The organism is Rhizobium sp. 01N447_2, from assembly GCF_056399245.1.
This window is the reverse complement of the sequence record NZ_JBFTQY010000065.1, coordinates 1-23,440: the sequence shown is the minus strand read 5'-3', so window position 1 is coordinate 23,440 and position 23,440 is coordinate 1. Positions and strand designations below refer to the sequence as shown.

At 60.8% G+C, this 23,440-nt stretch carries 23 protein-coding genes; 10 read left to right on the top strand and 13 right to left on the bottom strand.

Translation table 11 applies throughout. The features are described from left to right. Nucleotides 1-349: 349 nt before the first annotated feature. The 8 genes from AC1ECN_RS30275 to AC1ECN_RS30240 all read right to left on the bottom strand — a co-directional run bounded on the left by AC1ECN_RS30275 (nt 350) and on the right by AC1ECN_RS30240 (nt 9,185). Complete coding sequence (locus AC1ECN_RS30275; protein ID WP_477955005.1) at nt 350-2,203, bottom strand: TniQ family protein; 1,854 nt, start codon at nt 2,201-2,203, stop codon at nt 350-352. Further along, nucleotides 2,203-3,300, bottom strand: coding sequence for a TniB family NTP-binding protein (locus tag AC1ECN_RS30270; protein WP_477955003.1), 1,098 nt, complete (start codon nt 3,298-3,300; stop codon nt 2,203-2,205). The genes AC1ECN_RS30275 and AC1ECN_RS30270 overlap by 1 nt, the downstream gene beginning before the upstream one ends. Continuing rightward, nucleotides 3,297-5,564, bottom strand: a complete 2,268-nt coding sequence (locus AC1ECN_RS30265) for a DDE-type integrase/transposase/recombinase (protein ID WP_130672383.1) — start codon at nt 5,562-5,564, stop codon at nt 3,297-3,299. The genes AC1ECN_RS30270 and AC1ECN_RS30265 overlap by 4 nt, the downstream gene beginning before the upstream one ends. Before the next feature lie 4 nt (nt 5,565-5,568). Next, nucleotides 5,569-6,165 carry a hypothetical protein gene (locus AC1ECN_RS30260; protein WP_130672384.1) on the bottom strand — a complete coding sequence of 199 codons (597 nt, stop codon included), beginning with the start codon at nt 6,163-6,165 and terminating at the stop codon, nt 5,569-5,571. Nucleotides 6,166-6,292: 127 nt separating this feature from the next. After that, a complete protein-coding gene (locus AC1ECN_RS30255; RefSeq protein WP_163856640.1) occupies nt 6,293-6,433 on the bottom strand; it encodes a hypothetical protein in 141 nt (46 codons plus the stop codon). Between the two features lie 71 nt (nt 6,434-6,504). Further along, nucleotides 6,505-6,870 carry a hypothetical protein gene (locus AC1ECN_RS30250; RefSeq protein ID WP_130672385.1) on the bottom strand — a complete coding sequence of 122 codons (366 nt, stop codon included), beginning with the start codon at nt 6,868-6,870 and terminating at the stop codon, nt 6,505-6,507. Between the two features lie 794 nt (nt 6,871-7,664). Next, nucleotides 7,665-8,477, bottom strand: coding sequence for a hypothetical protein (locus tag AC1ECN_RS30245; RefSeq protein WP_130672386.1), 813 nt, complete (start codon nt 8,475-8,477; stop codon nt 7,665-7,667). Between the two features lie 84 nt (nt 8,478-8,561). Continuing rightward, on the bottom strand, nt 8,562-9,185 hold the full coding sequence (locus AC1ECN_RS30240; RefSeq protein WP_245488674.1) for a type II toxin-antitoxin system VapC family toxin: 624 nt from the start codon (nt 9,183-9,185) through the stop codon (nt 8,562-8,564). A gap of 71 nt (nt 9,186-9,256) precedes the next feature. Here AC1ECN_RS30240 and AC1ECN_RS30235 point away from each other — a divergent pair, with 71 nt between their 5' ends. The 6 genes from AC1ECN_RS30235 (at nt 9,257) to AC1ECN_RS30210 (ending at nt 13,294) form a co-directional block, all read left to right on the top strand. Next, a complete protein-coding gene (locus AC1ECN_RS30235) occupies nt 9,257-9,439 on the top strand; it encodes a hypothetical protein (RefSeq protein ID WP_130672387.1) in 183 nt (60 codons plus the stop codon). Nucleotides 9,440-10,043: 604 nt separating this feature from the next. Next, complete coding sequence (blh, locus tag AC1ECN_RS30230; protein ID WP_477954999.1) at nt 10,044-11,342, top strand: bifunctional sulfur transferase/dioxygenase Blh; 1,299 nt, start codon at nt 10,044-10,046, stop codon at nt 11,340-11,342. Then, nucleotides 11,333-11,680 (top strand): sulfite-sensing transcriptional repressor BigR, encoded by a 348-nt coding sequence (gene bigR, locus AC1ECN_RS30225; RefSeq protein WP_130672390.1) that lies wholly within the window; start codon nt 11,333-11,335, stop codon nt 11,678-11,680. Before blh ends, bigR begins: the two co-directional genes overlap by 10 nt. Further along, nucleotides 11,677-12,087: a YeeE/YedE family protein gene (locus AC1ECN_RS30220; protein ID WP_130672391.1), complete on the top strand. Its 411-nt coding sequence runs from the start codon at nt 11,677-11,679 to the stop codon at nt 12,085-12,087. Before bigR ends, AC1ECN_RS30220 begins: the two co-directional genes overlap by 4 nt. Then, nucleotides 12,084-12,515: a YeeE/YedE family protein gene (locus tag AC1ECN_RS30215; protein ID WP_130672392.1), complete on the top strand. Its 432-nt coding sequence runs from the start codon at nt 12,084-12,086 to the stop codon at nt 12,513-12,515. Before AC1ECN_RS30220 ends, AC1ECN_RS30215 begins: the two co-directional genes overlap by 4 nt. Next, nucleotides 12,497-13,294, top strand: a complete 798-nt coding sequence (locus AC1ECN_RS30210; RefSeq protein ID WP_130672393.1) for a sulfite exporter TauE/SafE family protein — start codon at nt 12,497-12,499, stop codon at nt 13,292-13,294. Before AC1ECN_RS30215 ends, AC1ECN_RS30210 begins: the two co-directional genes overlap by 19 nt. A 221-nt stretch (nt 13,295-13,515) precedes the next feature. Here AC1ECN_RS30210 and AC1ECN_RS30205 read toward each other — a convergent pair whose 3' ends face one another. Beyond that, nucleotides 13,516-14,349, bottom strand: coding sequence for a universal stress protein (locus tag AC1ECN_RS30205; RefSeq protein WP_130672394.1), 834 nt, complete (start codon nt 14,347-14,349; stop codon nt 13,516-13,518). 66 nt (nt 14,350-14,415) lie between these two features. Beyond that, nucleotides 14,416-17,094 carry a cation-translocating P-type ATPase gene (locus AC1ECN_RS30200; RefSeq protein WP_130672395.1) on the bottom strand — a complete coding sequence of 893 codons (2,679 nt, stop codon included), beginning with the start codon at nt 17,092-17,094 and terminating at the stop codon, nt 14,416-14,418. A 225-nt stretch (nt 17,095-17,319) separates the two neighbouring features. Here AC1ECN_RS30200 and AC1ECN_RS30195 point away from each other — a divergent pair, with 225 nt between their 5' ends. Both AC1ECN_RS30195 and AC1ECN_RS30190 read left to right on the top strand, forming a co-directional pair. Then, complete coding sequence (locus AC1ECN_RS30195; protein WP_130673508.1) at nt 17,320-17,643, top strand: TraR/DksA family transcriptional regulator; 324 nt, start codon at nt 17,320-17,322, stop codon at nt 17,641-17,643. A gap of 26 nt (nt 17,644-17,669) precedes the next feature. Further along, nucleotides 17,670-19,532, top strand: coding sequence for a heavy metal translocating P-type ATPase (locus tag AC1ECN_RS30190; RefSeq protein ID WP_130672396.1), 1,863 nt, complete (start codon nt 17,670-17,672; stop codon nt 19,530-19,532). Here AC1ECN_RS30190 and AC1ECN_RS30185 read toward each other — a convergent pair. After that, nucleotides 19,529-20,350, bottom strand: a complete 822-nt coding sequence (locus AC1ECN_RS30185) for a universal stress protein (protein WP_130672397.1) — start codon at nt 20,348-20,350, stop codon at nt 19,529-19,531. The two genes, AC1ECN_RS30190 and AC1ECN_RS30185, sit on opposite strands and share 4 nt — an antisense overlap. A gap of 129 nt (nt 20,351-20,479) precedes the next feature. Between AC1ECN_RS30185 and AC1ECN_RS30180 the strand changes: the two genes are divergently transcribed. Further along, nucleotides 20,480-20,938, top strand: coding sequence for a pyridoxamine 5'-phosphate oxidase family protein (locus AC1ECN_RS30180; protein ID WP_027689838.1), 459 nt, complete (start codon nt 20,480-20,482; stop codon nt 20,936-20,938). A 416-nt stretch (nt 20,939-21,354) separates the two neighbouring features. On the opposite strand, the gene AC1ECN_RS30175 is transcribed toward AC1ECN_RS30180, so the two are convergent. Together AC1ECN_RS30175 and AC1ECN_RS30170 are read right to left on the bottom strand one after the other, a co-directional pair. Beyond that, a complete protein-coding gene (locus AC1ECN_RS30175) occupies nt 21,355-21,765 on the bottom strand; it encodes a universal stress protein (protein ID WP_130672399.1) in 411 nt (136 codons plus the stop codon). Between the two features lies 1 nt (nt 21,766). After that, nucleotides 21,767-22,066 (bottom strand): hypothetical protein, encoded by a 300-nt coding sequence (locus AC1ECN_RS30170; RefSeq protein WP_027689840.1) that lies wholly within the window; start codon nt 22,064-22,066, stop codon nt 21,767-21,769. 163 nt (nt 22,067-22,229) lie between these two features. On the opposite strand from AC1ECN_RS30170, the gene AC1ECN_RS30165 reads away from it, so the two are divergent. After that, nucleotides 22,230-23,213, top strand: coding sequence for a zinc-dependent alcohol dehydrogenase family protein (locus AC1ECN_RS30165; RefSeq protein WP_197727400.1), 984 nt, complete (start codon nt 22,230-22,232; stop codon nt 23,211-23,213). The last annotated feature ends 227 nt before the right edge of the window (nt 23,214-23,440 follow it).

Sequence of the window (23,440 nt, the reverse complement as noted above, 5' to 3'; positions counted from 1 at the left end):
GTAGTGTAGGCAGCCAGTGATTATGTCGTAGCACTACTAGATCTATCAAGCACTTAACATAGGTCGCAGCCAATTGAATATGACGCAATAGCCACATGAATTTGACGGCGTGAGAAAGCCTAGGGTTTGACCATTTCGAAACGGTGCAGAAGTACTCTCACCTTCTCGCGAAAAGGGATGGCCAGAAGGCTGTGGATCGAGGAAACGAAGGACATGACGAAACGGCGGGCGCTAGTCTAGAGGCGACCAACTGGTTGCGGTTTCGTATACGATCGAAAGGAAGTGAGGCGTATTCGGTCGAGGTGCGCTTGGAAGGCTTCTCGATCCTCAGGTCTTGCCGGGATTTAGCCTAGACTAGCAGCTTGGAGACGTGATCGCGCTTGATGATGTATTGCCCCACTTTCGACAGCGGGAAGGCAGGACGAATTTTCGTGGCAACAATTCGAGACCTAAGCTCCACAGCGGGGACGCCCGTCTCGCGGCTACACTGTTGCAACGTCACGTACTTCGCACCAAAGGTTTTCATGGAAAGGGGATTGCCGTCTGCTTCCAGCAGCTTCTCGCTACAAAGGTAGTCGAATGCACGCGGGGAAAGCCTGATCCGCTTGCAGTTTGCCGCGACCTCCGTAGCATTGCCATGGCTACTGACCGCGCCAGCTTGTGGGCCAGGGGCGGAGCGACCGGCTCCTGACAATCCCTTCGAGATTCGGCGTTTAAAGAGGCCTACTTCCCGCCAATCGAGCCTCAGTGCCGCGAGACCGGGTTCGTCTTTAATTCGCGCGACCTTCGCGAGTTTACCTTCGAGGATCAGAGCGAGAACTTGAGCGTAGCGTAAGCCGCCACGTTTTGCCGCCGATCCAAACGAAACCATATGGTCTCTAACGGGCCGGGTGGCCTTCGCGAGCAGTGCATCTCGCAAGCCGACAAGGTAAGCGCGCGAAAAGCGAGGACGCACGTTGGAAGCCGTGGTCTGTTCCGACGTTGGAAGGAACGCATGTTTTACGAAGCCGTCGTCTACCAGTCTCTTGAGTGTCCTTGGATCGAGTCCCATGATCTCCGCGGCGTCTTCCAGGGTCGCCATGTCGCGGATGATGGCGACGGCCTCATCGGCCATTTCCCTCCGAACGAAGCTGTCGTTGTGCGCCTGCCTCAGGGTCTTCAGGTGTCCGAGCTCGACGAGGATTCTCCTCAGCGTCTGGTCTGCATAGCCGGTGGCGCGAGCGATCATGGAGACGGACGTCCAGTCGCTATCTTCCACCTTTCCGAAAAAGTCTGCGCCGTTCAGGACCGGAATGACCTTCAATGTATGGTCGCGAATAGCCTTTCGCAAAGGATCGAAGTCTGGATGCGCGTGCCCATCATTGAGTGCGCTATAGAGCGAGCCGTATAGAGCCTTCCCCCCACGGACGTTACGCTTCTCTACAGGAAGGCGGACGCGGTCCAGTGCATCTTCAAAACCCTTCCATCCTTCTGACAAGCTCGCGTATCCTGCCGCACGGGCGGACGTCATGGCCGGCGCGCCAACGGCGCGGGGATTGATGTACCGCGCGCCCTTCGAGGCCAGCCCGATCAACTCGCAGGCCATCATCGCGGGAGAGAGCGCCAAACTATCCAGAAATGCACCATGACGTCGAACACCGCCGAGCCGGTCGACGACGAAAGCGTCGAATTCGGTGGTAGGTGCGGGAACAGCCTTTCTCAAAAGCGAACCGACATCGTCGCCTTCGACTTCCATCATGGCAGTAAAATCATGTTCGTGCTTTCTCACCGGGGCGCCGTCCGACTGCACGATTTCCACGGCGTGGGTGGGACACGCCGTGACTTGTGGCAGTATCCACAGAAGCCTGCCGTAGAGACGCGTGCCAGGCATCCGTCCGCCATCGCGCTGATCCTCGGCCAGACACTGCGGGCAGTATCTCAAGGAAGAACGTCGAATGGCAGTCTTGGAAAAGTAAGCTCCGGCGATCAACGTGCCGCCGTTGTTGTCGATCTGAAGATTGTGTCTCATCAGGTCCGACGCCGACCGTCCTACAAGTCGGGCAAGCTTCTCCACCCATGCCGCGTCTCCCCGAACAAGGCCTCGGAAGCTCAGGCCAAGATCATTGCAGAAGGTCCGCGAAGTCCCGGCCGCGTTTGCGACCGCGAGCCTTGACAAGTAGCTCAGCAAGGTTTCGTCGTTGAAGAGGGGGACGTCCATCAACATCAGCGTGAGGACCTTCGGCGCCGAGTTCTTTTGATCGATGCGAGATTTACCAGCATGCCGTCTTCGTCGACCTCGCGATCGATCGACAACCAGTTGTCCGCGATGAACACATTTGTTTCAGGCGTGCAGTCGGAGAGCCGGGCGTATCCTTCCTCGAAATGCTTCTGCGTCAGCAACTTGTTTGCCATGCTGTCCCTCAAGCATCGCTCGATGGCGTATTTGATGATCTGGATGGTCATGCCGAACCGCCACAGCCCGCCGTGCATCAACCTTCTCTTGAACTCGGAGTCCGGCTGGAAACCAACCTCCAGCCGGCAGGTTTCGGCCAGCAGGTACAGAGCCTCCTCAATGAGTTCGTGATCTTTCAGTTTTCCGTCGCGCTGTGCCACCATTTCGTTCGTGACGCCATCGTCCTCCAGACGCCCCACCCGGACGATAGGTGCTCGACGCTCCATTTGCTGGTTGGGATCTAGCTTCACGAAACCTTCGATTTCCGGAACGCCGCAKATGATGAGCCAGACAGGCCAGCTTTCCGTCTGCATCAAGTTCTTGATTGCTTCGCTGCAGTGAAGATAACCTTTGTTCGTCGGGGCGTTCAGGACGTGCTGGAACTCGTCAAGAACGAGGATTCTGATCTGTCGCAGCTTGAAGTTCTCGATGACCTTGTCCCAGATCTCCTCCTCGTCGAGCTTTCTGCCGCGCAGGTGGTAGCCCATAGCTCTGAGGATAGCTCGTCCAAGAGTCTTCATCGTGCAGCCGGCCGGCGTCTTCAAGCGGAGGCAAAGCTGCTGGGGATTGTTGTATTTGTTTCGAAAAGGCTGCAGCGATGGATTGAGATCTAGGCGCTGGTAGAGCGTCGTCGTCTTGCCTGCTCCGCTTTTACCGCTAATAGTGATCGCGTATCCATCCGGAGAGTTTCTCGACCGGATGTGGGCGATCATAAGCTTGAGCTCCTGGTCGATTTCATCGTCGGCGGCGGTACGAATGTGCACCTTCTTCAGGTCGTTCAAGATGCTCGCCCATTCCAGCGTGTCTGGGTCCGCAGTGCTGGAAATGTGCGCGAACATTTCGTCGTCGGCTTCTGCCTGCGTGCTCATTCTCGTTCCTTTCTGATCTCAACCACGATCGAACTCCTGCGCGGAGAGGGAGAGGGAGAGGGAGAGGGCGGCACGATGGGGGTAGCTGTGGGTTTGGGATCGTACGTCTGGGTTCGTGATGCCGCTTCCACGTCGGAAGGGCTTGTCGGATTCCGAGGCTTTTTCGAGGTCTGCGTTGTCGCCACCGGATCACCGCCGGCGTGGCCAAGGGAGTTCTCGCCGTAGTCCGTGGGGGCCTCTTCGACCACCGTGAACCCGGCTACGACTTCCTCGTTCCAATAACGCCGCAAAGCCGGCGTCATCACGGGCGATCCCACGCCCGCTGTGGCTTTGCTCGTATTGGCGAACTGCCTAGCGAGCATCAGCCGCTCCTTGGCGATCTTGACGCCGACGGCAGCGCCTGGGCCGAATACCGACTTGAGGAATCTCACGTTGCCCAGCCAGTCCAGCACCCTTTTGCCTTTCAACCCATCCATGATGGCGTCGACAGGCTCCCAACGGCGCGAGAATGGGTCTTTGACCAGGATGCGCGACACGTCGATCTCGTTGTATCGAACGGACAGCGTGAGATCGTGGCGATGTTTTCGCAGATTTTGGAGCCATTCGTTTGAGTATGGAAGACCGAGGATCACGATGCCCTGGTTGCCAAGCTTGTACTTCTCAACGATGCTGAATGCCTCGGCATATTCCTGATCGGTCGGGGGGAGCTTGACTTCGCCATCACCGGACTGGCTGCCGTACTTCCAAGCTTGCAAGGGTGTCATGCCCCCGAGACCGCGATGTGGAGTATTGTGGTAGCAGTCCACAATCAGCATCACGAGAAGTTCCGCCAACTGTTCGTCGGTGATGTGCTTGTGTTTCTCGGCATCGTAATGATCGCGCAGAAGCACGTTCGAAAAGGTCTGGCCGGATAATAAATGGATGTATCGCTGATTGATCGTTCTGAAAAAGCGTTCGACCCGGCCGCGAAGATGAGGATGTTTCGAGGGAGGAATGGAGGCTTTCCCGGTATAACTAACGCACGCCAACTGGAACTCGTGCGAGGTGTAGCTTGCTCCCGCGTCCGTGTGTACGGCGTCTGCCGTTCCACATTGCGGCCAGGAGGAGGTCGTTCCGTAGAGGTTGGCTTCGAATTCCTTGTCTCGCGCGACCATCGCCAAGGTGGCGACTGCCGCAGCACCCGATGGAGCGCTCCACAGAAGCTTCATCCCGCAGACGGAACGCGAGAAGGCGTCGAGCGCCACCGACAGCCACACCCGGCCGTCGTTCTTCTCGCTCTTCTCCTCTAGGCGACGTCGGACCTCTGGGTGAAGGTAGTCCCAGATTCCGTTCCGGACGAGCAGCCTGATGACATCCAGCTTGTGTTCGTCCATTTCGACGATTTCGAGCGGGCGTTTGGGTTGAAGCCCCCTACGCGTCATTCCGAACTTGCGAACGACTCTGTGGGGATCGCCTGCACGACCGACCTCGTTATTGAAATCCCCAAGGTCGTCGATGATGCGCTGAAACGATCGGAGGGAGGGAGTCTTGAAGGCAGGCTTACCTTCCTTCAAGCGTTCGTCGTTGGCTTCGTTCATCTGATTGTAGCAATCATACTTGGGAGGCCGGTCGGACGACTGATATTTGGCAGCGTACTCCATGTGGAAATGCAACTCGTCAGTCGTGAAACGCGACTCTCGTCCGACACGGCCGCGATGCCGAGGGTGCAGCGCTCCCGGCTCCATGTGATTGCTCTCTAACCGCTCGACCAATCTTCCAAACTGACGGGGTCCCGGAATGACGGCACGTTTGCCGGTCTTGGGAGGAATCAGATTTTCGTTCTCTGCTTTGAAGTAGGCAATGAACTTCGCGTAAGCCGCATCGGAGCGAGTAAAATATTCGCCCGTCTCATATTTATCTTCTTCCATCTCCAAATATTCAGACGCCATCCGCACTCTAAACAGGGTGCTGGGCGAAAGATCTGCGATTGACATTTTGCGGCGGCGGGCGATCGCGTTACGCGCGCTGAAATATCCCACCTCGCACTCAAGCTTCTTCTCACGTCGATAGCGGTCGATATCGGCGTAGCTCAGCGCCTCCGTCTGACGTGGTAATTGGTCATCGACCGTCTCGATGACGACTCCCTCATCCCACTTTAGCGCCTCGTCCGGATCCCATTCCGAGTTGTTCTTCTTTAAGCACCATTGGCGACCCAGAAATCTGATGCGGTCGTCCTTTGTAATGGTGTATCGCGTGTAGTCTCGAGTGGATGCGTTCGTCTGCATCGTCTTATTCCTTCGTCACGGCACGGATCCACGATCCCTTGGAGCGGAGAAAGCGCTCGGGAGCAGGATGGTCATGAATGGCAATGCCCTTAGCAATCATGTCCCAGGTTGCAGTGACAACCTGCGCACAGGTGAGATCGGTAAGGCGTTCGGAGATTTCCCAGACTCGGGCGCGTCCACCCATTTCCAGCAGTGCCTCATGCACTCGCGCGGTACGGACGTCGGTCGCCAGTTCGCGCGATCGGAGAATGTGTCGCGACGCGTTAACACGAGCTTTCCGAATTTGCTCGTCCGTCATCACCAAGAAGCGATCGCGGCTATCTTTGGGAAGTTGGTTATTGAGAAGTTTCATCTTCGCCTCCTCTTCCCGAGCAGCTTCCCCCTCGGCTTTGATGGAGACGAATTCCCGCGAGCCATCCAGCAGATAGCGAACGAGGTCGATGATCGTCTTATGAAGGATACCCTCGACGACGAAGTAGTGCGGCCCATCCTGTGCCTTGACCCAGTCGGTGTCGGGCATCGCCAGAAAGATCTCCATCGCCTTCGACTCGAGGTCGCTCTCAAGGCGATGGTAGGTGTTGTTCTTCTTGTCGACGATCATGACGCGGCAAGACGCCGGCGTTCTATTGATCTTGTATTCGTCGTCTTCTTCTCGTTCCGCGCCGGGCTTGGATTTGAGGCCGACGTCGCGATCGGTCTTGCCACGGGTAGGAGGGCCGCGACGACGATCAGGCTCGTGGTATTTCGAAGCCTCCTACCTTTTCGGCTGCACCCGAGCTCCGGGTAAAGGCTTCATCGAGATTGACGCGTTTGAAGGGATTGTACCCCTGTTCGCGCAAGCGCAAGGTTTCGATCTGGAGGTAGAGCATCGTGACGTCCTTCTATTGAATTTGAAAGGCGCAACGGAGATCGCCTCCGGCACGCCGTCGTGACCGCCGCCTTATGCGGCTGCGGCGAGGAGGAGTTCGAAGCCTGCAGCATCGTCCACGTGATCCTGGAGCGCGGCGATGCGATTGCAGAACGTGCGAAGGGAGCAGGGACGCAGCTCGTGTCCGGCCGGTCGCCAGTCGTTGAGATCCTCGATCTCGGAGTGCATGGCGGAATAGGCGGCAAAGATGCCGAGCGCGCCTTCGACGTGCATCATCGCGTGCTTCTTCTGAAGCGCGACGTTGGTCGCGGAGAAGCAATGCTTATCGGCCTCGAGGTCGAGGGCTTCGACGATCTCCTCGACGTCGACGATGCCGTATTCCTCGTCGAGTTCGGAAAGATAGGTGCGGGGCAGGATGGATTCGATCAGGTCGCGCATGACTCACTCCTTGTGCTGCGACGAAACTTTCGGGTTTGGCAGGACGACGGCGCGGCGGATCGGCGCCGCGAAGAGCGCACGAATCCTCGGCCTGCGATGCAGTCCTGGTAGGCATGCTAGGGGGATCGGCCGCGCTACGGCCGCACGGACGTCAGCCTGTCGGCTTAAAGACGGATCCGAGCGAAGCGGTGGCGGCAAGGGCGGTCTTCGGACCGCAGGGGAGCAGCATAATCACAGGCACCTCCGGAAGGAGCCGCCGGGCCTCGTGGCACGCGACGACAGGATGAACGAGACGACGACGAATGTCGCGTCAGGCTATCTGCGGAAATTCCGCGTTGATCCGGGAAACGTTGCGAGCGAATGCCGAGAAGGCTGTATTCTCGTAACCAGACATTTCGAACCCTCATTCCAAAATCGGTGGGAAGAACTTCGGGACGGCCGAACCCTCATCGCGGGCACGGCGCAGCTCTGTCGACGCCTACGGGGCCAAGCGGGCAAGAGGCCCGGTTATTATCGACATGACTGCAGTCATGGCATGCTCCTCATGGCCGATCCGCCGACATGACGGACCTTAAGGCCGGCCCGCACCATAATGCGACGATACACGCAATGCAAGAGTATTTTCCGATGGCATGCGGGCGTGCGTCTTTTGATCAATTTTCAATCGCGACGCCCTTTCAGTAGGTTACGCCGCCACATGCTTAAGAAACTGTCAACTCCTCTCGAATCCTGTGCCGCTCTGGGACTAGAGACGAGCGCACAAGGATTCAACTAAAGAGCGCAAGGATTCGCATTTATAGGGACAAGCCAGAGACCTCCTGGGAATCGGTGTCCGCCGCTTCGCCGCAGGGCGGTTCCCCGGCTTCGACATGCCATGGCGACTTGGCGATCGTCTTCCAGATCGCGTTCTCGGTGAGCAGCTTGATGGCCGCTATCCCTTCCGCTGCCGGAAGCTGCATCAGGCCGAGCTGGTCGAGCGATTTTCCGAACGTTCGTACGATTTGCGACGCAGCCCAGTCCGGATCTTCGACGTGCCACGCGGCCAGGACGCCGTGGCGCACTCCCGGAGACCGGTGGTCAAGCACGGACACGACTTCGACGGGCGTACCGTGCACGGCGCCGACGAGCAGCCGGTCCGGCGTCTCGTGCGTCCACAGGACGTGGCACCAGCCCTCGCGGATGTCGACCGGCCGCGGGTCCTCGGCGGAAGTCGTTTCGCGGAAGTACTGCAGCATGTCGGGCAGGGCGAGATCTTCCAGCAGGTCAAAAGTCCGCCCGGCCTCGCTCGACCGTGGATCGAGCTCCTTCAAGGTCCGAAGATGTTCGAAGATTTCGTGCGCGAGCGCGCGCGAAGGCTGACCGAGATGGTTCGTCAGGGTAAACCAGTCACGCGAACTCTCCCCGGCGACGGATCTGAAAGCGTCTTCGAGAATAAGGGCGGAATACCGCCAGTCGCCGGGCTTGACGCCGGGCGTCCCGTCGATGAATCCAAGCATGTTCTTCGCGCTACGACGGCGTTTCCCAAGTTCTGTCGCGAGCTGGGGATAGACTCCCCACCCGTGTGTGTAGGGATAGTTGTTAGGCGCGTTCATGAGCCTGATCGACATGAGAACCTCCGGAAGAGCGTATCCCCAACCATGTCTTCGCATGCCGCAAGGCACAACGCACGTGCGTCCCGACCCCTCGCAGGACTAGGGCCGCCTACCGGGAACCGGCCATTTCGACTGGATCACGTCGTCGTTCGCAGGTTCGCCGACGTTCCAACCGACCGGAGGCTCGACGTGCCAGACGTCCGCCCTCGGATCGTAGACGCCAGGCAGCGGAAAGTGCTGGTGAATCAAGCAGAAATCGGCGGGGTTCAACGTGGCGATCGGAAGCTGATGGGCGATGGAAAGCGCGGCCAGCATGGGATCGCACCCCAGATTGACCCGGTCCTGCTTGATCGTCCTTCCATATCTATCCTTCTTATCGGGAGTGAAGAAGAAATGTTTGAGAGGAGGATGGGCGGCCATGGTTCCCAGAACGCGGGCTGCGGTGACGTCCATTTCAGGATAAACCATCCGACTGGCGAGGAACTCTTGGAACCAGGCGAGCAGTTCGATCGCCTTGCGCGGATTATGCCGCTGCACGTTCCGTATTCCGTATTCCGTTTCGTAAATCGCGATCCATGAAACGGCGAGCGATCCACGCGGCAGCTCGGCGAGCCACTCCCATATCCATTCAGGGGGATCGGGAAGGTAAGCCACGCTGATTATGTTGGTATCAACGAGGATCTGCCCCACCAGCCCGCCGCTTTCAGTTGTTGGTCCCTTCAAACGAAATGTATGCTAACCGTCCGACGCCTGTTAAAATGTTACCATTCGAATCTTTATGCGGTGGAATGGGAATGAGCCGGGTCTGGACGAGCAAGGAAGCCGAGGGGAATCTCGCACGGCTGCTGGAGCAGGCCAAAACCATTGGCCCGCAGCGCATTCGCGACGAGACAGGTATTTATGTGCTCAAGCTCGAAGACGATTTAAGCAAGACAGACGCCGCCGAGTCTCTGCTGAAACTGCGCCCAAAGGGCTAGATTTCGGCGCCTCCGCGGTAAGGATTCGTTCACCATCCTGGAAGCTTTTCGGCCTGTCGTTCTCTCACGTTGGGCCAATGAATATTGCGATAACAAGTGCGGCCGGTTCTTTCGGGATTCGGCGGCGGCCGTCTCCTTTGCCGTTTCTGCGCCTTAGCATCCCGAGCGCCAGGGGTACAAGACCGAACACCGCGAACCATAGGAGATCCCAGAACACTTGGTTTTCGACGTCCATCCGGATTCAATGGATTCCGAGTATGGAGTGGGAGGGGCGCTGTCGAGGACGTGTCGGCCACCGAAGCCAATCAGTGCGTTCGCGAACAGAAGCCTGTCTGCTCCGCCGACAGCGAAGGCGTCGAGCGCGCAACAGCAGCCACGGCGCCGCCGCAGCGATTTAGGCGAGCCTCTCCCTCCATCTGACAGCGCAGGCGTCGGTTGATCTCGTTTGATGTCTGGGCGCTGACTTGGTTTGCTGTCGTGGCCATGGTGCGTCCTCCTCTTCGCCGCAACCACAGGGCAAGCACAAAGTTCCGCGCCTGGCCTTGATGAGACGTCGATATATATTATATTAGATTATATATTGAAATTTCACCCGGAGCCAGTCATGCCCATTACAACGATATCCGAGAAGCTTTCCGTCTCGCCGCAGCCGAGCATCGAGGACATCCAGTCGCTCCGCGACAAAGGGTTCAAGGCACTCATCAACAACCGACCGGACGACGAGGATCCCTCACAGCCGGGCACGCAAGCGGAAAGCCAGGAAGCGAAGCACTGCGGCCTGTCCTATGCGTTCGTCCCGGTCACGGCCGGCACGATCACCGAGGCGGACATACGTGCGTTCCAGCGCGCCGTCGACAAATCCGACGGACCCGTGTTCGCCCACTGCAAGACCGGCACTCGGTCGCTAAGCCTCTACTTGATCGGCGAGGTCCTTGACGGCCGCATGCCTGCCGACGAGGTCGTCGAATTCGGACGCAGCCGCGGCTTCGACACCAGCGCCGCCGCAGCCTGGCTCAAGCAACATGCTGCCCGCAGGCCGCAGGTGAAGGGCTTCTTCGACAAGCGCACCTGGAGCGTCCAGTATGTGATTTCCGATCCGCTGACCCRCAAGTGCGCTATCGTCGATCCAGTACTCGACTTCGATGAGAAGTCTGGAGCTACGGCGACCATCAACGCGGACGCGATCCTCGACTACATCCGCGACAATGGGCTGACGGTCGAGTGGATCCTCGACACCCACCCCCATGCCGACCACTTCTCCGCCGCCCATTATCTGCAAGAGAAGACCGGTGCCCGCACGGCGATCGGCGAGCGCGTCGTGGACGTCCAGAAGCTGTGGAAGGGCATCTACAACTGGCCTGAGCTTGCCACCGACGGCTCGCAATGGGACCGGCTGTTTGCCCATGGCGAGACCTTCGAGGTCGGCTCGATCGATGCCAAAGTGCTTTTCTCTCCGGGACATACGCTCGCCTCCATCACCTTTTTGATCGGCGACGCTGCCTTCGTGCACGACACGCTCTTCATGCCCGACAGCGGTACGGCACGTGCCGACTTCCCCGGCGGTGACGCCCGCGTCCTGTGGAAGTCGATCCAGGACATCCTCGCGCTCCCGGATGAGACGCGGATCTTTACCGGCCACGACTACCAGCCGGACGGTCGGGCACCTCGCTGGGAAAGCACGGTGGCCGATCAGAAGAAGTTCAACCGCCATCTTGCTGGCGTGACGGAAGAAGAATTCGTGGCGCTCAGGACGAAGCGCGACAAGACGCTGCCGATGCCGAAGCTCATCCTGCATGCCCTGCAGGTGAACATCCGCGGCGGGCGCCTGCCGGAGCCGGAAGCCAACGGCCAGCGCTACCTCAAATTTCCGCTCGATGCATTACAGGGAGCAGCATGGGAATGACCACCGATCTAAAGGCGATGAGGAGGGTGGGGCTTTCCCCCGCCGAGATGGCCAGCCGGGCCGGAGAGGTAGCGAACCTCCTGAAGACGCTGTCCCATCCGGCGCGCCTGATGATCGTCTGTACCCTGGTGGAAGGCGAGTATTCGGTCGGCGAACTTGAAGAGAAGCTCGACCTCCACCAGCCGCATCTGTCGCAGCACCTGACCGTGCTGCGTGGCTCCGGGATTGTTGAAACCCGGCGGGAGGGGAAACAGATCTTCTACCGCCTGACGGAAGAGAAGGCCGCGCAACTGGTCGCCGCCCTCTATGACATTTTCTGCGTAAAGGATGACAAGTGAACGCGTATCTCCCCTCATTGGTCGGGGGCATGCTGATCGGCGTGTCGGCCGTCATGCTTCTGCTCCTCAACGGCCGGATTGCCGGGATCAGCGGGATCGTCGGGCGTCTTGTTCAAGGGGTCGGTTTGACGACCAATCTCGCCTTTGCGCTCGGGCTGTTGCTCGGGCCGCTCGCCTATCTGCTCATGTTCGGCGGCTGGCCGGTCGTGCAGATCACCACCGGCTGGCCGCTGCTCATCGTCGCGGGGCTGCTCGTCGGCTTCGGCTCGCGCATGGGATCGGGCTGCACCAGCGGCCACGGCGTGCTTGGGCTTGCCCGCCTGTCGCCGCGGTCGATGGTGGCGGTCGCCACGTTCCTGACGGCTGGCGCGGTCGCCGTCGCATTTCTGCGAGGTGTGGGGTCATGAACCGGAACATCTACCAATTCGTGGCGGCGCTCGCTTCGGGCGTTGTCTTCGGCTTAGGACTGTCCTTGTCCGGCATGCTGAACCCTGTCCGCGTCCAAGGCTTCCTCGACGTCTTCGGCGCCTGGGATCCGAGCCTTGCCTTCGTTCTCGGCGGCGCCGTCGTCGTCGCCTTTTTCGGCGTGCAGGTGATGAAGCGGATGCGGCATCCAGCCTTTGACGACAGCTTCCACGTGCCGACGAGCCACCGGATCGATGCTCCGCTGGTCGTTGGTTCGGCCTTGTTCGGCCTGGGCTGGGGGATCGGCGGCTTCTGTCCCGGTCCGGCCGTCGCATCCCTATCGGTCGGCCTCCCCCAGACGTTCCTGTTCGTCATCGCCATGCTGGTCGGGATGACCTTGTTTGACAGAGTATGGAGCAGGCGGACGTGAACACCTCCATTTTGGCGGCCGTTGGCTCCGGCGGGATCGTTGGCTTCATGCTCGGCCTGCTCGGCGGCGGCGGGTCCATCCTGGCGACGCCGCTACTCCTCTACGTGGTCGGCGTGACCCAGCCGCATATCGCGATCGGAACGGGTGCGCTTGCGGTCTCGGTGAATGCCTTCGCGAACTTCGCAAGCCACGCGATCAAGGGGCACGTCTGGTGGCGCTGCGCGGCCGTCTTCTCCGCGCTCGGCGTCGTCGGCGCCCTCGGCGGCTCCAGTCTCGGCAAGGCGATGGACGGAGATCGCCTGATTTTCCTGTTCGGCATTCTCATGCTCGTCGTCGGCGTCCTGATGTTGAAGCCCAGGAAGCCAGTATCGGCAGAATGTCGGCCCATCGATCTTAAGATGTGCCTTGCCACCGCCGCCGTGGCACTCGCCGCCGGCGCTACATCGGGTTTCTTCGGGATCGGCGGGGGCTTCCTGATCGTTCCCGGCCTCATGCTGGCGACGGGCATGCCGATGATCAACGCGATCGGGACATCTCTCCTCTCCGTCGCTGCGTTCGGACTGGCGACGGCCCTGAGCTATGCCAGTTCAGGCTTGGTGGATTGGTGGCTTGCCTCCGAGTTTATTGGCGGTGGCATTGTTGGCGGCGTACTCGGCATGCTGCTCGCCACCCGGCTCAGCGCCTACAAGAACATTCTCAACCGCCTGTTCGCAGCGCTCATCTTCGTGGTTGCTGCATACATTTTGTATCGGAACTGGGGGACGGTGGTGCCGGGCTAAGGCGCCAAGCGAAGGGCTCGACAGCCGGCGAGCCGCGACTTCCGGCCAGAAGTGACCCTTGCGTATGAAGAGCGAGCGACCCTTGCAACACCAACACGTTGACCATCTGGTAGAGACCAGCGGCGGCGTCGCTGATGGAGATGGTCGTACCCATCGTGTCTGAAAGCGACATGCCGCCACTCCGACACGGCAGCGCATGAGCGCGGCCGTGTCCTTCCCCCTCAATGCGCCATGAATATTGGCATGCTGCTTTGCTCGATCATGTTGCGCGTCACGCCTCCGAAGAGCGTCTGCTGCCACCGAGGGTGGTTGTATGCTCCCATGACGATCAGATCGGCGTTCACGTCCATCGCATGCTGCCTCAGGACCTCGTCGGCCGTGTTTCCGCCGCTGGCCACGCGATCCACCTGAACCTTGACTCCGTGACGGGACAGAAAGCTCGCGATGTCGGCGCCTGGTTCTTCTCCATTCACCCGCTCTCGCGAGACTGGATCGACCATCGTCACGTAGACGCAGTCCGCCGTCTTCAACAGGTCGAGGGCCTGCCTTGCGGCACGCGACGCCTCGTCGCTCGAATCCCATGCCAGTACGATCGATTTGGAAGTGGAAGAGAGCGGCCGCCGTCCGCGGTTGATGATGACCGGCGTCGGCGTATGGAACAGAGCGCCATCCATGACCCGCTTCTGGAGTTCCTCGTCCTTGCACGCTTGGCGGCCGACGAGAACGACGTCGGCATAGAGCGCCCGTTCTGCAATGTCCTCCCGCGCAAAAGCATATTCCGTATAGACGTCCTGCACATCGTAGGACAGTTCGGTGCGCGAGAGATACGCCTTGATCTCTTCGGCTTTCTTGACGAGTTCCTCGATTTCGCGCTGGCGTTCTTCCAGCCAGACGGTCGACAGGGAGTTGTATTCTCCCATCATCGGCGACGCGCCCATGCAGATCACGACCGCGCTGAGATGCGCTCCGGAGGCTCCGCAAAACTCCACTGCGGCCTTCAGGTCTTCGTCGAAATATTTAGAAGTCAGGATGCTCATTACCGTGCGAATGGACATTTCGATCACCTCTCTTGTTGAATATCGAAAGGATAACGGCACTTGCGCTGACGTCGTTGATCTTCGTCAAGCAACACGGGATGAACGATCGCGGCGTCTCCGGGAGAAGAACTTGTCGACCTCGGTCACGAGAACGAGGGAGCTCGCCATCAGCAGGCTGAGACCCCATTCAAGAGGCGTGATCGGCGAAAGGCCAAGAGTTCTGCTGAGCCAGGGTATGTACATCGCCGAGATGTGGATCGTCTGTGCCGCGAGCACGCTGAGGAGCAGGAACCGGTTCCGAAGGATATCGACGGAGAATATCGATCGTCTTTCGGAGGAGCATGCCAGGGTCTGGACGTTCTCGAACATGACGAAGATCAGAAGCGTTATGTTGCGTGCTTCGGGAACGCCATATCCATGCGCAATCATCCACTGGAAGGCCAGGAACGCCGATCCGCCGATCACGACCGTCGATTGGACGACGCGCCGGATCATCGTCCGGTCGAGGACGGGCTCGAGCGGAGAACGCGGCGGCCCCGCCAGCTCGTCTCCTTCCGGCTTGCCGCCGGCAAGCGCGACGTCCTGGATGCCGTTTGTCACGAGGTTGAGCCATAAGAGCTGAACAGGGAGGAGCGGCATGGGCAGGCCGAACGGCAGCGCGAGCATGAAGAGCAGGACCTCGGCGGCGCCCGTTGCGACCGACATCAGCACCACCTTGCGGATGTTGCGATAGGCCGCCCGGCCTTCTGAGATCCCCGCCACGATGGATGCAAAGTTGTCGTCCGTGACGACGAGATCGGCGCTCTCCTTCGCCACCTCGGTTCCCCTGAGCCCCATTGCGACGCCGACATGCGCCTTCTTCAGCGCCGGACCGTCGTTTACACCGTCTCCGGTGACGGCGACGATGTGGCCATTGCGGATCAGGGATGCGACGATCGCCGATTTCTGCGCTGGCTGCACGCGCGCGTAGATGCGGGCCTCTCTTGTGATCTCGTCCAGCCGTTGGTCCCCCGCTCGAGCGGCTTCATCGATGTTGTGGCCCGAGACCACCTGGCTGACGTGAAAGCTCAGGCCGGCATCTCGGGCGATCGCGGCAGCGGTCCGCGGGTCGTCCCCGGTCACCATGACGACCTCCACGCCCGCCGCGTGGCAGTCTTTCATAGCGTTCGGCACTTCAGGCCGGACCGGATCCTGCAGTCCGGCCAGCCCCAAGAACACCAGATCGACAAGGTGACCGTGTCCGAGGCTTCCGGCGAGGGACGCGCCGATTTCCCCTTCAGCGAACGCGAGCACCCTGAGGCCTCGAGCGGCCATTTCTTCCTTCTGCGCCAAAAGCGACGTACGGTCGATTTCGACTACGTTTCCCGCGGAGTCCATGCGATCAGACATTTCTATGAGCACCTCCGACGCCCCCTTGACGAAGACATGAATCCGATCACTGCCGTGGTGGAAGGATGCAGCGTATTTGTGCTCGGGCTCGTAGGCGATCCTTGCTGCCAGCGGGTATCGGTCGTTCAACTCTTCCTGTCCCAGCCCGGCCTTCCGTCCTGCTGCAAGAAGCGCCACGTCGACCGTGTCTCCGGCGGCGACCCAGAGATCGTCGCGGCGATCCAGGGTTCCTTCGTTTGCAAGAAGTGCAGCGCGTAGCAGCCTGCGCGCCCTCTCGCGGACCAGGTCGCTGTCCAGGCCGATCGCCCTGATCTCGCACTTGTCGAGATCTGCATGGGCGTCCAGGGCGATGTCCGTGCCGTCCGGCAGGCGAATTTCGGTCACCGTCTGCACGTTGCTGGTCAAGGTACCCGTCTTATCCGTGGCGATTATCGTGGTCGAACCGAGGGCCTCAACAGCCGGCATGCTTCGGACGATGACGTTGCGGGCGGCCATCCGCCGCATGCTGACGGCAAGCGCGACAGAGATCGCGATCGGAAGCCCTTCCGGAACAGCGCTCACCGCCAGACCTACGGACATCATGACAAGATCGTGCAGAGGGAGGCCCCGCATCAAGCCCGCGACGACCAGCACCAGTGCTGCCAATCCCACGAAAACCGCGAGGGCGTTCGTGAACTTCGCCAGACGGGCGACGAGCGGGGGCTGCGACGAACCGGCTCTTTCCAACTCGGCGGCGATGCCGCCAAGCATGGTCGCGGTACCTGTAGCGGTCACGACGCCCTTGGCTCGCCCGCGCGTCACCAAGGAACCCGCGAGCAGCATGGAACTGGCGGTTTCATCCGACGATCCTTCGACGGTTCGCCCTTTGGGGACCGGCATCGACTCGCCGGTCAGAAGCGACTCGTCGCATCGGAGATCACTTGCATCGACAAGCATCAGATCGGCAGGGATTCGGTCGCCGGATTCCAGAAGAACGAGATCGCCCACGACCAGCCGCTTGGCCTCGATCCTGCAAGCCACGCCGTCCCGCATGACCCTGGCCGACGGCTGCTCAAGCTTGCGAAGGGCGGCGGCCGCTCGATCCGCAGAATACTCCTGGTAGGTGCCTATGGAGGCATTGATCAGAAGCACGACGAGAATGAACAGGCCGTCTTCGATCCTGCCGGTCGCAAACGAGAGCGCCGATGCCAGCAAGAGGATGTAGATGATCGGATTGCGAAATTGGATGAGAAAGACCCGCAGCGGCGATGGGGGCTCAGGCTCGGGCAGCGTGTTGGGTCCAAGCTCGGCGAGGCGTTCCTCGGCCTCGATGCTTGTCAGTCCGATCACCGCAGGCGTCGTGGGGGCGGGTGTCTGCGCCGTCAGATTCATCATGGGCTCCGGGCTTGTCGCGACGATTTCATTGAAGGCTCCCCCGACAGCCTATGAGCTCCCGCGCACGAGGCATTGACCGGGATCAAGGAGCTTCGATCGAACTGAGATATGCTGGAGCCGATTTATGGACCGCGGCTTTATGCGGCCACGCGCTGCGCTTGGATTGGTTCCCGACGATGCCGCGTGTGGACCCGCATTGATCAGGCAAGATTGGAAGGCACTAAAATGAATAAAAGCTCAGTACAGGCCGTGTTGCAGACGATGAAGGATGACCTTGTCCGTCGTCTCGGAGCGATCGATGCGGACCTCTGCGTCGCGCTCGAGAAGGACAGCGAGGAGCGCGCGACCCAGGTTGAGAACGACGAAGTTCTTCGCGAGATGCAAGCCGAGGGGCGCGACCAGATTGCGGCCATCGACGCGGCGATCGATCGGCTGAACGATGGCACATATGGGCGATGCGTCCAATGCCATCATCCGATCGGCAAGGAGCGGCTAACCGCGGTTCCCTATACGCCGTTCTGCATCGATTGCGCAAAATCGTTCCGCTGACTTCTGGATTGATGGGAGGGTGAAAGGTGGCTACAGCGGCGGCTTGGAGGGCTGGTAGGTGGACGTGGCCTCAGGGCCGGGTGTTGCGACTGAGGGACGGGAGCTCCGGATCGGGCCTTCTGGTGCTGTCGTCGCTTCTTGCACTTGTGATCGCATTTGCCTTCTATCTCGCGGGCAACGGCCTTGGATACAAGGCAATCCTCATCGGCTGCACCAGTCTGATCCTCGCGGCTCTTTGCGTTGAGATCGCCAGGAAGCTGCGGAAAGAGGAATACGGCCTGGACCTGATTGCGGCGCTGGCCATGGGGTCCTCCCTGTGGTTTGGCGAATATCTCGCCGGCGCGATCGTCGGTCTCATGTATTCCGGCGGTCAGTTTCTGGAGGCATACGCACATCGTCGCGCCGACGAGGGCATGTCGGCTTTGCTGGCGCAAGTTCCGCGGACGACCCTGCGGCTTGCCGGAAACGGTTTCGAAGAAATTCCGATCGAGACGGTCGCGGTCGGCGACGTGCTCCTCATACGCAAGGGCGACGTGGTACCGGTCGACGGGGCGCTCGTCGGCGAAGTCGCGACGATCGACCAGGCGGTGCTGACCGGAGAGCCTCTCCCGGTGCGCATCGCCAGGGGTGGCAACATTTCGAGCGGCGCCACGAACGAGGGGGACGCGATCGAAATCCGCGTTTTAAGCCGCGCCGAGGACAGCACCTATGCCGGAATAGTCAGGCTCGTGGAAGCATCGAGGCGCTCCAAGGCAAAGCTGATGCGCCTGGCCGACCGGTTCTCGATCTGGTTCCTGTTCGCCACGGTAGCGATTGCAGGGGTCTCGGCATTGATGTCCGGAGACATGGCAAGGATCGTGGCCGTGCTGGTCGTCGCCACGCCCTGTCCGTTGATCCTGGCGGTACCCGTCGCACTTGCGGCAGGTACTTCAAAAGCCGCCAAGCAGGGCGTTCTGGTGAAGGGTGCGGGACCTCTCGAGGCGCTCGCCCAGGCCACCGTGGCGGTGTTCGACAAGACGGGGACGCTCACTGCGGGACAGCCGGAAGTCGGGCAAATCGAGGGACCGGAGCATCCCGACAGGATCCTGCGGCTCGCCGCCTCGCTGGACCAGGCGTCGGGGCACGTGGTTGGACGCGCGCTGGTGGACGAGGCGCATAGACGTGGGTTGGTACTGAGCCGTCCATCGGAGGTGACCGAGACCGCGGGATCCGGAATTTCCGGAATCGTCGATGGCGTGCGTGTCGGCGTCGGAGGAGACACGTATTTCGGAGAGGCGTCGTCGTCCGGGGCTAACGGGTCACGCAGTGCAATGCGTGTAAAGGTGCTCTTTGACGGCACGCCGGCTGGCACGATCACGCTCGAAGACCGGCTACGCGAAGACGCTGTCCAACTCGTCGCCCAGCTCAGGGCGTCGGGAATCTCTCGAGTGGTCCTGGCTTCTGGTGACGAGTTGGCTGTCGCGGCAGCCATAGCTCGCTCGCTGGGCTTGGACGACGTCGCGGCGAGGCTCGCTCCCGCAGACAAAGTCGCAGTCATCGAGAAAGAGCGCGTCCACGGGAAAGTGCTGATGGTCGGCGACGGCGTGAACGACGCGCCAGCGCTGGCCGCAGCCGATGTCGGAATCGCGGTCGGCGTCGAGAACCTTGCGGCGGCCGCGGAGGCTGCGGATATCGTGCTCGTCCGGGACGACCTCACCAAGATAGCGACGGCGATCGGCATCGCGCGTCGTTCCCGCAAGATCGCGCTTCAAAGCATCTATGCCGGCACAGGTCTCTCGCTCCTCGCGATGGGGTTCGCGGGAGCGGGATACCTTCCGCCAGTCGGCGGCGCATTGCTTCAGGAGGCCATCGACGTGGCGGTCATTCTCAACGCCCTTCGCGCCCTCTAATGGGCGAGAAGCACCGGCAGCTCTGCCTTGACGAGCAGTTCCCGAGTGACGCCGCCGAGGATGAACTCACGAAGCCGCGAATGGCCGAACCCGCCCGCGACGAGGAGGTCCGCCTTTCGTTCCAGCGCGGCCGATTGAATGGCGGCCGTCGCGGTCTCGCCGCCTGCCTGGATAGCAACGTCTTCCACGTCCAATCCTGCGTGCTTCAAAGAGGAGATCAGGAGGGCGCGGTTCGCCTCGTCGATCTCCTTGTCGTCGGTGATCGAGATGACCTGCACCTTGATCGCGCGTTCGATGAAGACCCGTGCGCAGGAAAGGGCGCGCGCTGCAGTGGCGCTGCCGTCCCAGGCGACGGCGATCGTGTCCACACGAGAGTAGACGCTGGTGGCTGGAAATAGCACGAGCGGACGGCCGCTTCCGAATAGCAGCGTTTCGGAGAGTTGTCGGGAGAGCTCCGAGGCTTCGACGATGGAAAGGTCGTAGCACTTGGCAATTTCAGAAAAGCGTTCATAGACGAACGGTTCCCTGACCTCGAATCCGTGGATTCGCACCTCGAAGCCAGTTTCCGAAATAGCGTCGGCGACGTGTTCCCGCAGCGAAGTCCCGCTGTCCCGGCTATACCGCTCTGCTTGTTCCCGCCATGTGTCGACATCGATAAAAGTGGGAAAGGGCTGATGGACCTGGGGGATCCGGATTTGCGGGATGCTTGCGACGAGATCGGCATTGTTCTGCCGAGCCAGGTCGATCGCGTTGTCGATGACGGTGAAGGAACTGGGGTCCGGATAGGTCGACAACGGTAGATGGAACTGCGGCTTCATGCTGGCCTCCTGAGGTTAAACTGCCGTCATGATGAATGCAGCCGAGAGAGTTCGCATTGCGCTTTGTCAAGGCCGCGGCGCAACGAAGCCCCTATGATCGTGCCTTCATTAAAGCTGGAGGACACGGCCATGACGATCAAGCTGACGGAGATCAACCCCGGTGAGTGCTACCGAATCCTTGAGAACGAGCGCTTCGGTCATCTCGCCTGCTGCAAGGATGGGCAGCCTTACGTGGCGGCGATCTATTTCGCCTTTTCCCGCGGCGTCGCCTATAGCTTCACCATGCCCGGCAAGAAGCTCGACTGGATGCGGACGAACGACAGGGTCTGTCTTCACGTCGAGCAGCGTTCGAGCAGTGGCGGGTGGACGAGCGTCGTCGTCGAAGGCAGGTTCGAGGAGTTTCCTGACAGCGACGCGCGACGAAGCGAAAGGCTCCATGCGTGGTCGCTTCTCCAAAAGTATTCGGACTGGTGGGAGATCGGCTCTATGAAGCCCCACGAGCTCCCCATGCTCGATGGTCCTCCTCACGTCTTCTACGGCATTTCCGTCACGGCCGTGTCGGGACGCAGCGCGGTCAGAACGGAATGACCGTCGATGCTCGAGGCGAACCCACATCTCACAAGCGGAGCACCACATGACATACCTCCCCAGTCCAAGCGCCACATTCGACTTCGACCTCGCACCGTCTTTCGCGCGGGGGCTCTGATTCAAGACGAGACCTTCGCCGCGTCGGCCACGATCACCACGGTTTTGACGGCGTCCGCCGCCCGGCGAGCTTCGATGCTTTGAATTTCTGACTCGACTTGCCTGCAGTATCGACCACGGCGATGCGGTCGAGGTTCTTTCGGACTATGTCGAGAGCGAGCTGGAAGAGTATCCCAGAGAGGTGGCGCGGCTTTGCGTGGCCGGGTCGCGAACGTTGGTGCACGCCGCCGAACTGTCGACGTTTCCGCCCGTCAGGCCTGCGAGACTGAAGCGAAGAGGGTCGTGTAAAGCGCGCGGCGTCACCGGGTCGTTCGCAAGACCAGCACGGAGCATGGTGCGCGCTGCACGACGTGGTCTACGACCGAGCCGAAGACGCGGTCGAGCACGTCGTCCCGGTGAGAGGCGATCACGACGAGATCGGCGGAGATCTCCTTTGCGATGGCGACGATGAGCTGCGACGGGTTGCCCGCCCGGACGTGTATAGAAGCAGGAGTGTCGGTCGACCGCATGGCTTCCGAAAGTCTGGTCTCGGCGGCGGCCATCACCTCGACCGCCCAATCGTCCGGCGAGGCCGACGAGGGCAGGCCCTCCACCGCGTGAACGAGGTGGAGGCTTCCGTTGGGCGCGAGCTGCGCGCGGGCCGTTTCGAGGAGCTGGAGCATGCGTTGCCGGGATCCTCGGCCGATGGCGCAGACGACTGTGGCGAACATGTCAGTATATGTCCTTTCCAGACAGGCTGACGAACTCGGTGGTCAGTCCATCGTCATGCGCTTCCTTGAGAAGCCGATCGGCGCTCATGATGTCGAGACACATGGTGCCAGTGAAGGATTGCCGGAGCGCGCAGCAGAAATGGTCTCTCGCCCACGCCTGGCCCCGCGGCGTGGCCGCCGTCACCTCCCAGCGGTCCTCGTCCCGACGTTCGAGAACAAGGTCTGCGGACGTTCGCTCGACTGGAGGAATGGTCGTGGCTATGTCGGTTGCTGCCTTGCGGGTCTCTTCTTGTTCGCGCATGTCCGTCTCCTTTGGATGAGGTCGTGGCGCTGTGTCCAGAAGGCTATCTTCTCCAAGGCGTTCCGTCTTTGACGAGCATCAATCCGGATGTTGACCGGGATCAAGCCAAGGTCGGGAAGGTGGTGATACGATTAGAGCGTGGCACATGCCGGTGGAGGGAAGCGTGAAGGCGATGGTACTCGAACAGGTGGGGCGGCCGCTCCGTCTCGTGGAGCGGCCGGACCCGCCAGCGTCGCCCGGCCGCGTCGTCATCAAGGTGGAGGCCTGCGGCGTCTGCCGGACGGACCTTCACGTCTGCGACGGAGACCTCTCCCAGCCAAAGCTTCCTCTCGTTCCAGGGCATGAGATTGTGGGAACCGTGATCGAAACGGGCGAGGGCGTTCCTGGTCGCCTTATCGGTCGAAAAGTCGGGGTACCCTGGTTGGGCCACACTTGCGGCCACTGTGCATATTGCCGAGAGAGTCGCGAGAATCTTTGCGACGCCCCCGGCTTCACCGGCTATACGATCGACGGCGGCTTCGCGACGCATGCGGTCGTCGAAGCGGGCTACGCGTTCGAACTGCCTGACGATACGGACCCGGTGGCGACCGCGCCTCTTCTCTGCGCTGGCCTCATCGGGTGGCGATCCTTGAAGATGGCGGGTGAGGGGAGGACGATCGGCATCTACGGGTTCGGCGCGGCCGCCCACATCCTCGTGCAGGTGTGCAAGCATCGGGGCCAGAGCGTCTATGCGTTCGTGCGTCCTGGAGACGAGGCTGGGCAGAAGTTCGCGCTTGATCTTGGCGCCGTCTGGGCCGGGTTCTCCGGTGAGAGGCCGCCGGTGCCGCTCGACGCCGCCATCATCTTCGCGCCGGCCGGCGAGCTCGTGCCGATGGCGCTCGACGTAGTGCGGAAGGGCGGAACCGTGGTCTGCGGCGGCATCCACATGTCAGACATCCCAAGCATGCCCTACCGTCTGCTCTGGGGCGAGCGGCGGGTCGTCTCGGTGGCGAACCTGACGCGGAAAGACGGAGCCGAATTCTTCTCGATCGCGAAGCTGGCCGGCGTCCGATGCGTCACCAGCGTCTACGCTCTTGAGCACGCGAACGATGCCCTCAACGACCTGCGCGCAGGCCGCCTGACCGGCGCAGCCGTCATCGTTCCGTAGCCGAAGAATGTCGATACCTCGACGACGGTGAGGCGACCGTCACTCTGCTTGGTTGGTCTGGCCCAATAGAACGCGTCCGGAACTAAAATTCTGGAAGACGGGCGGGAGAAGCTGGGCTCTCCATAAAAATCGGGAAGATAACCCTTTCCGTGCGCCAAGGGGTTGAACATGCAGTCCGGAACGAATTATATCCCGTCATGATATTGATACGGCCGGTGCTCGACCTT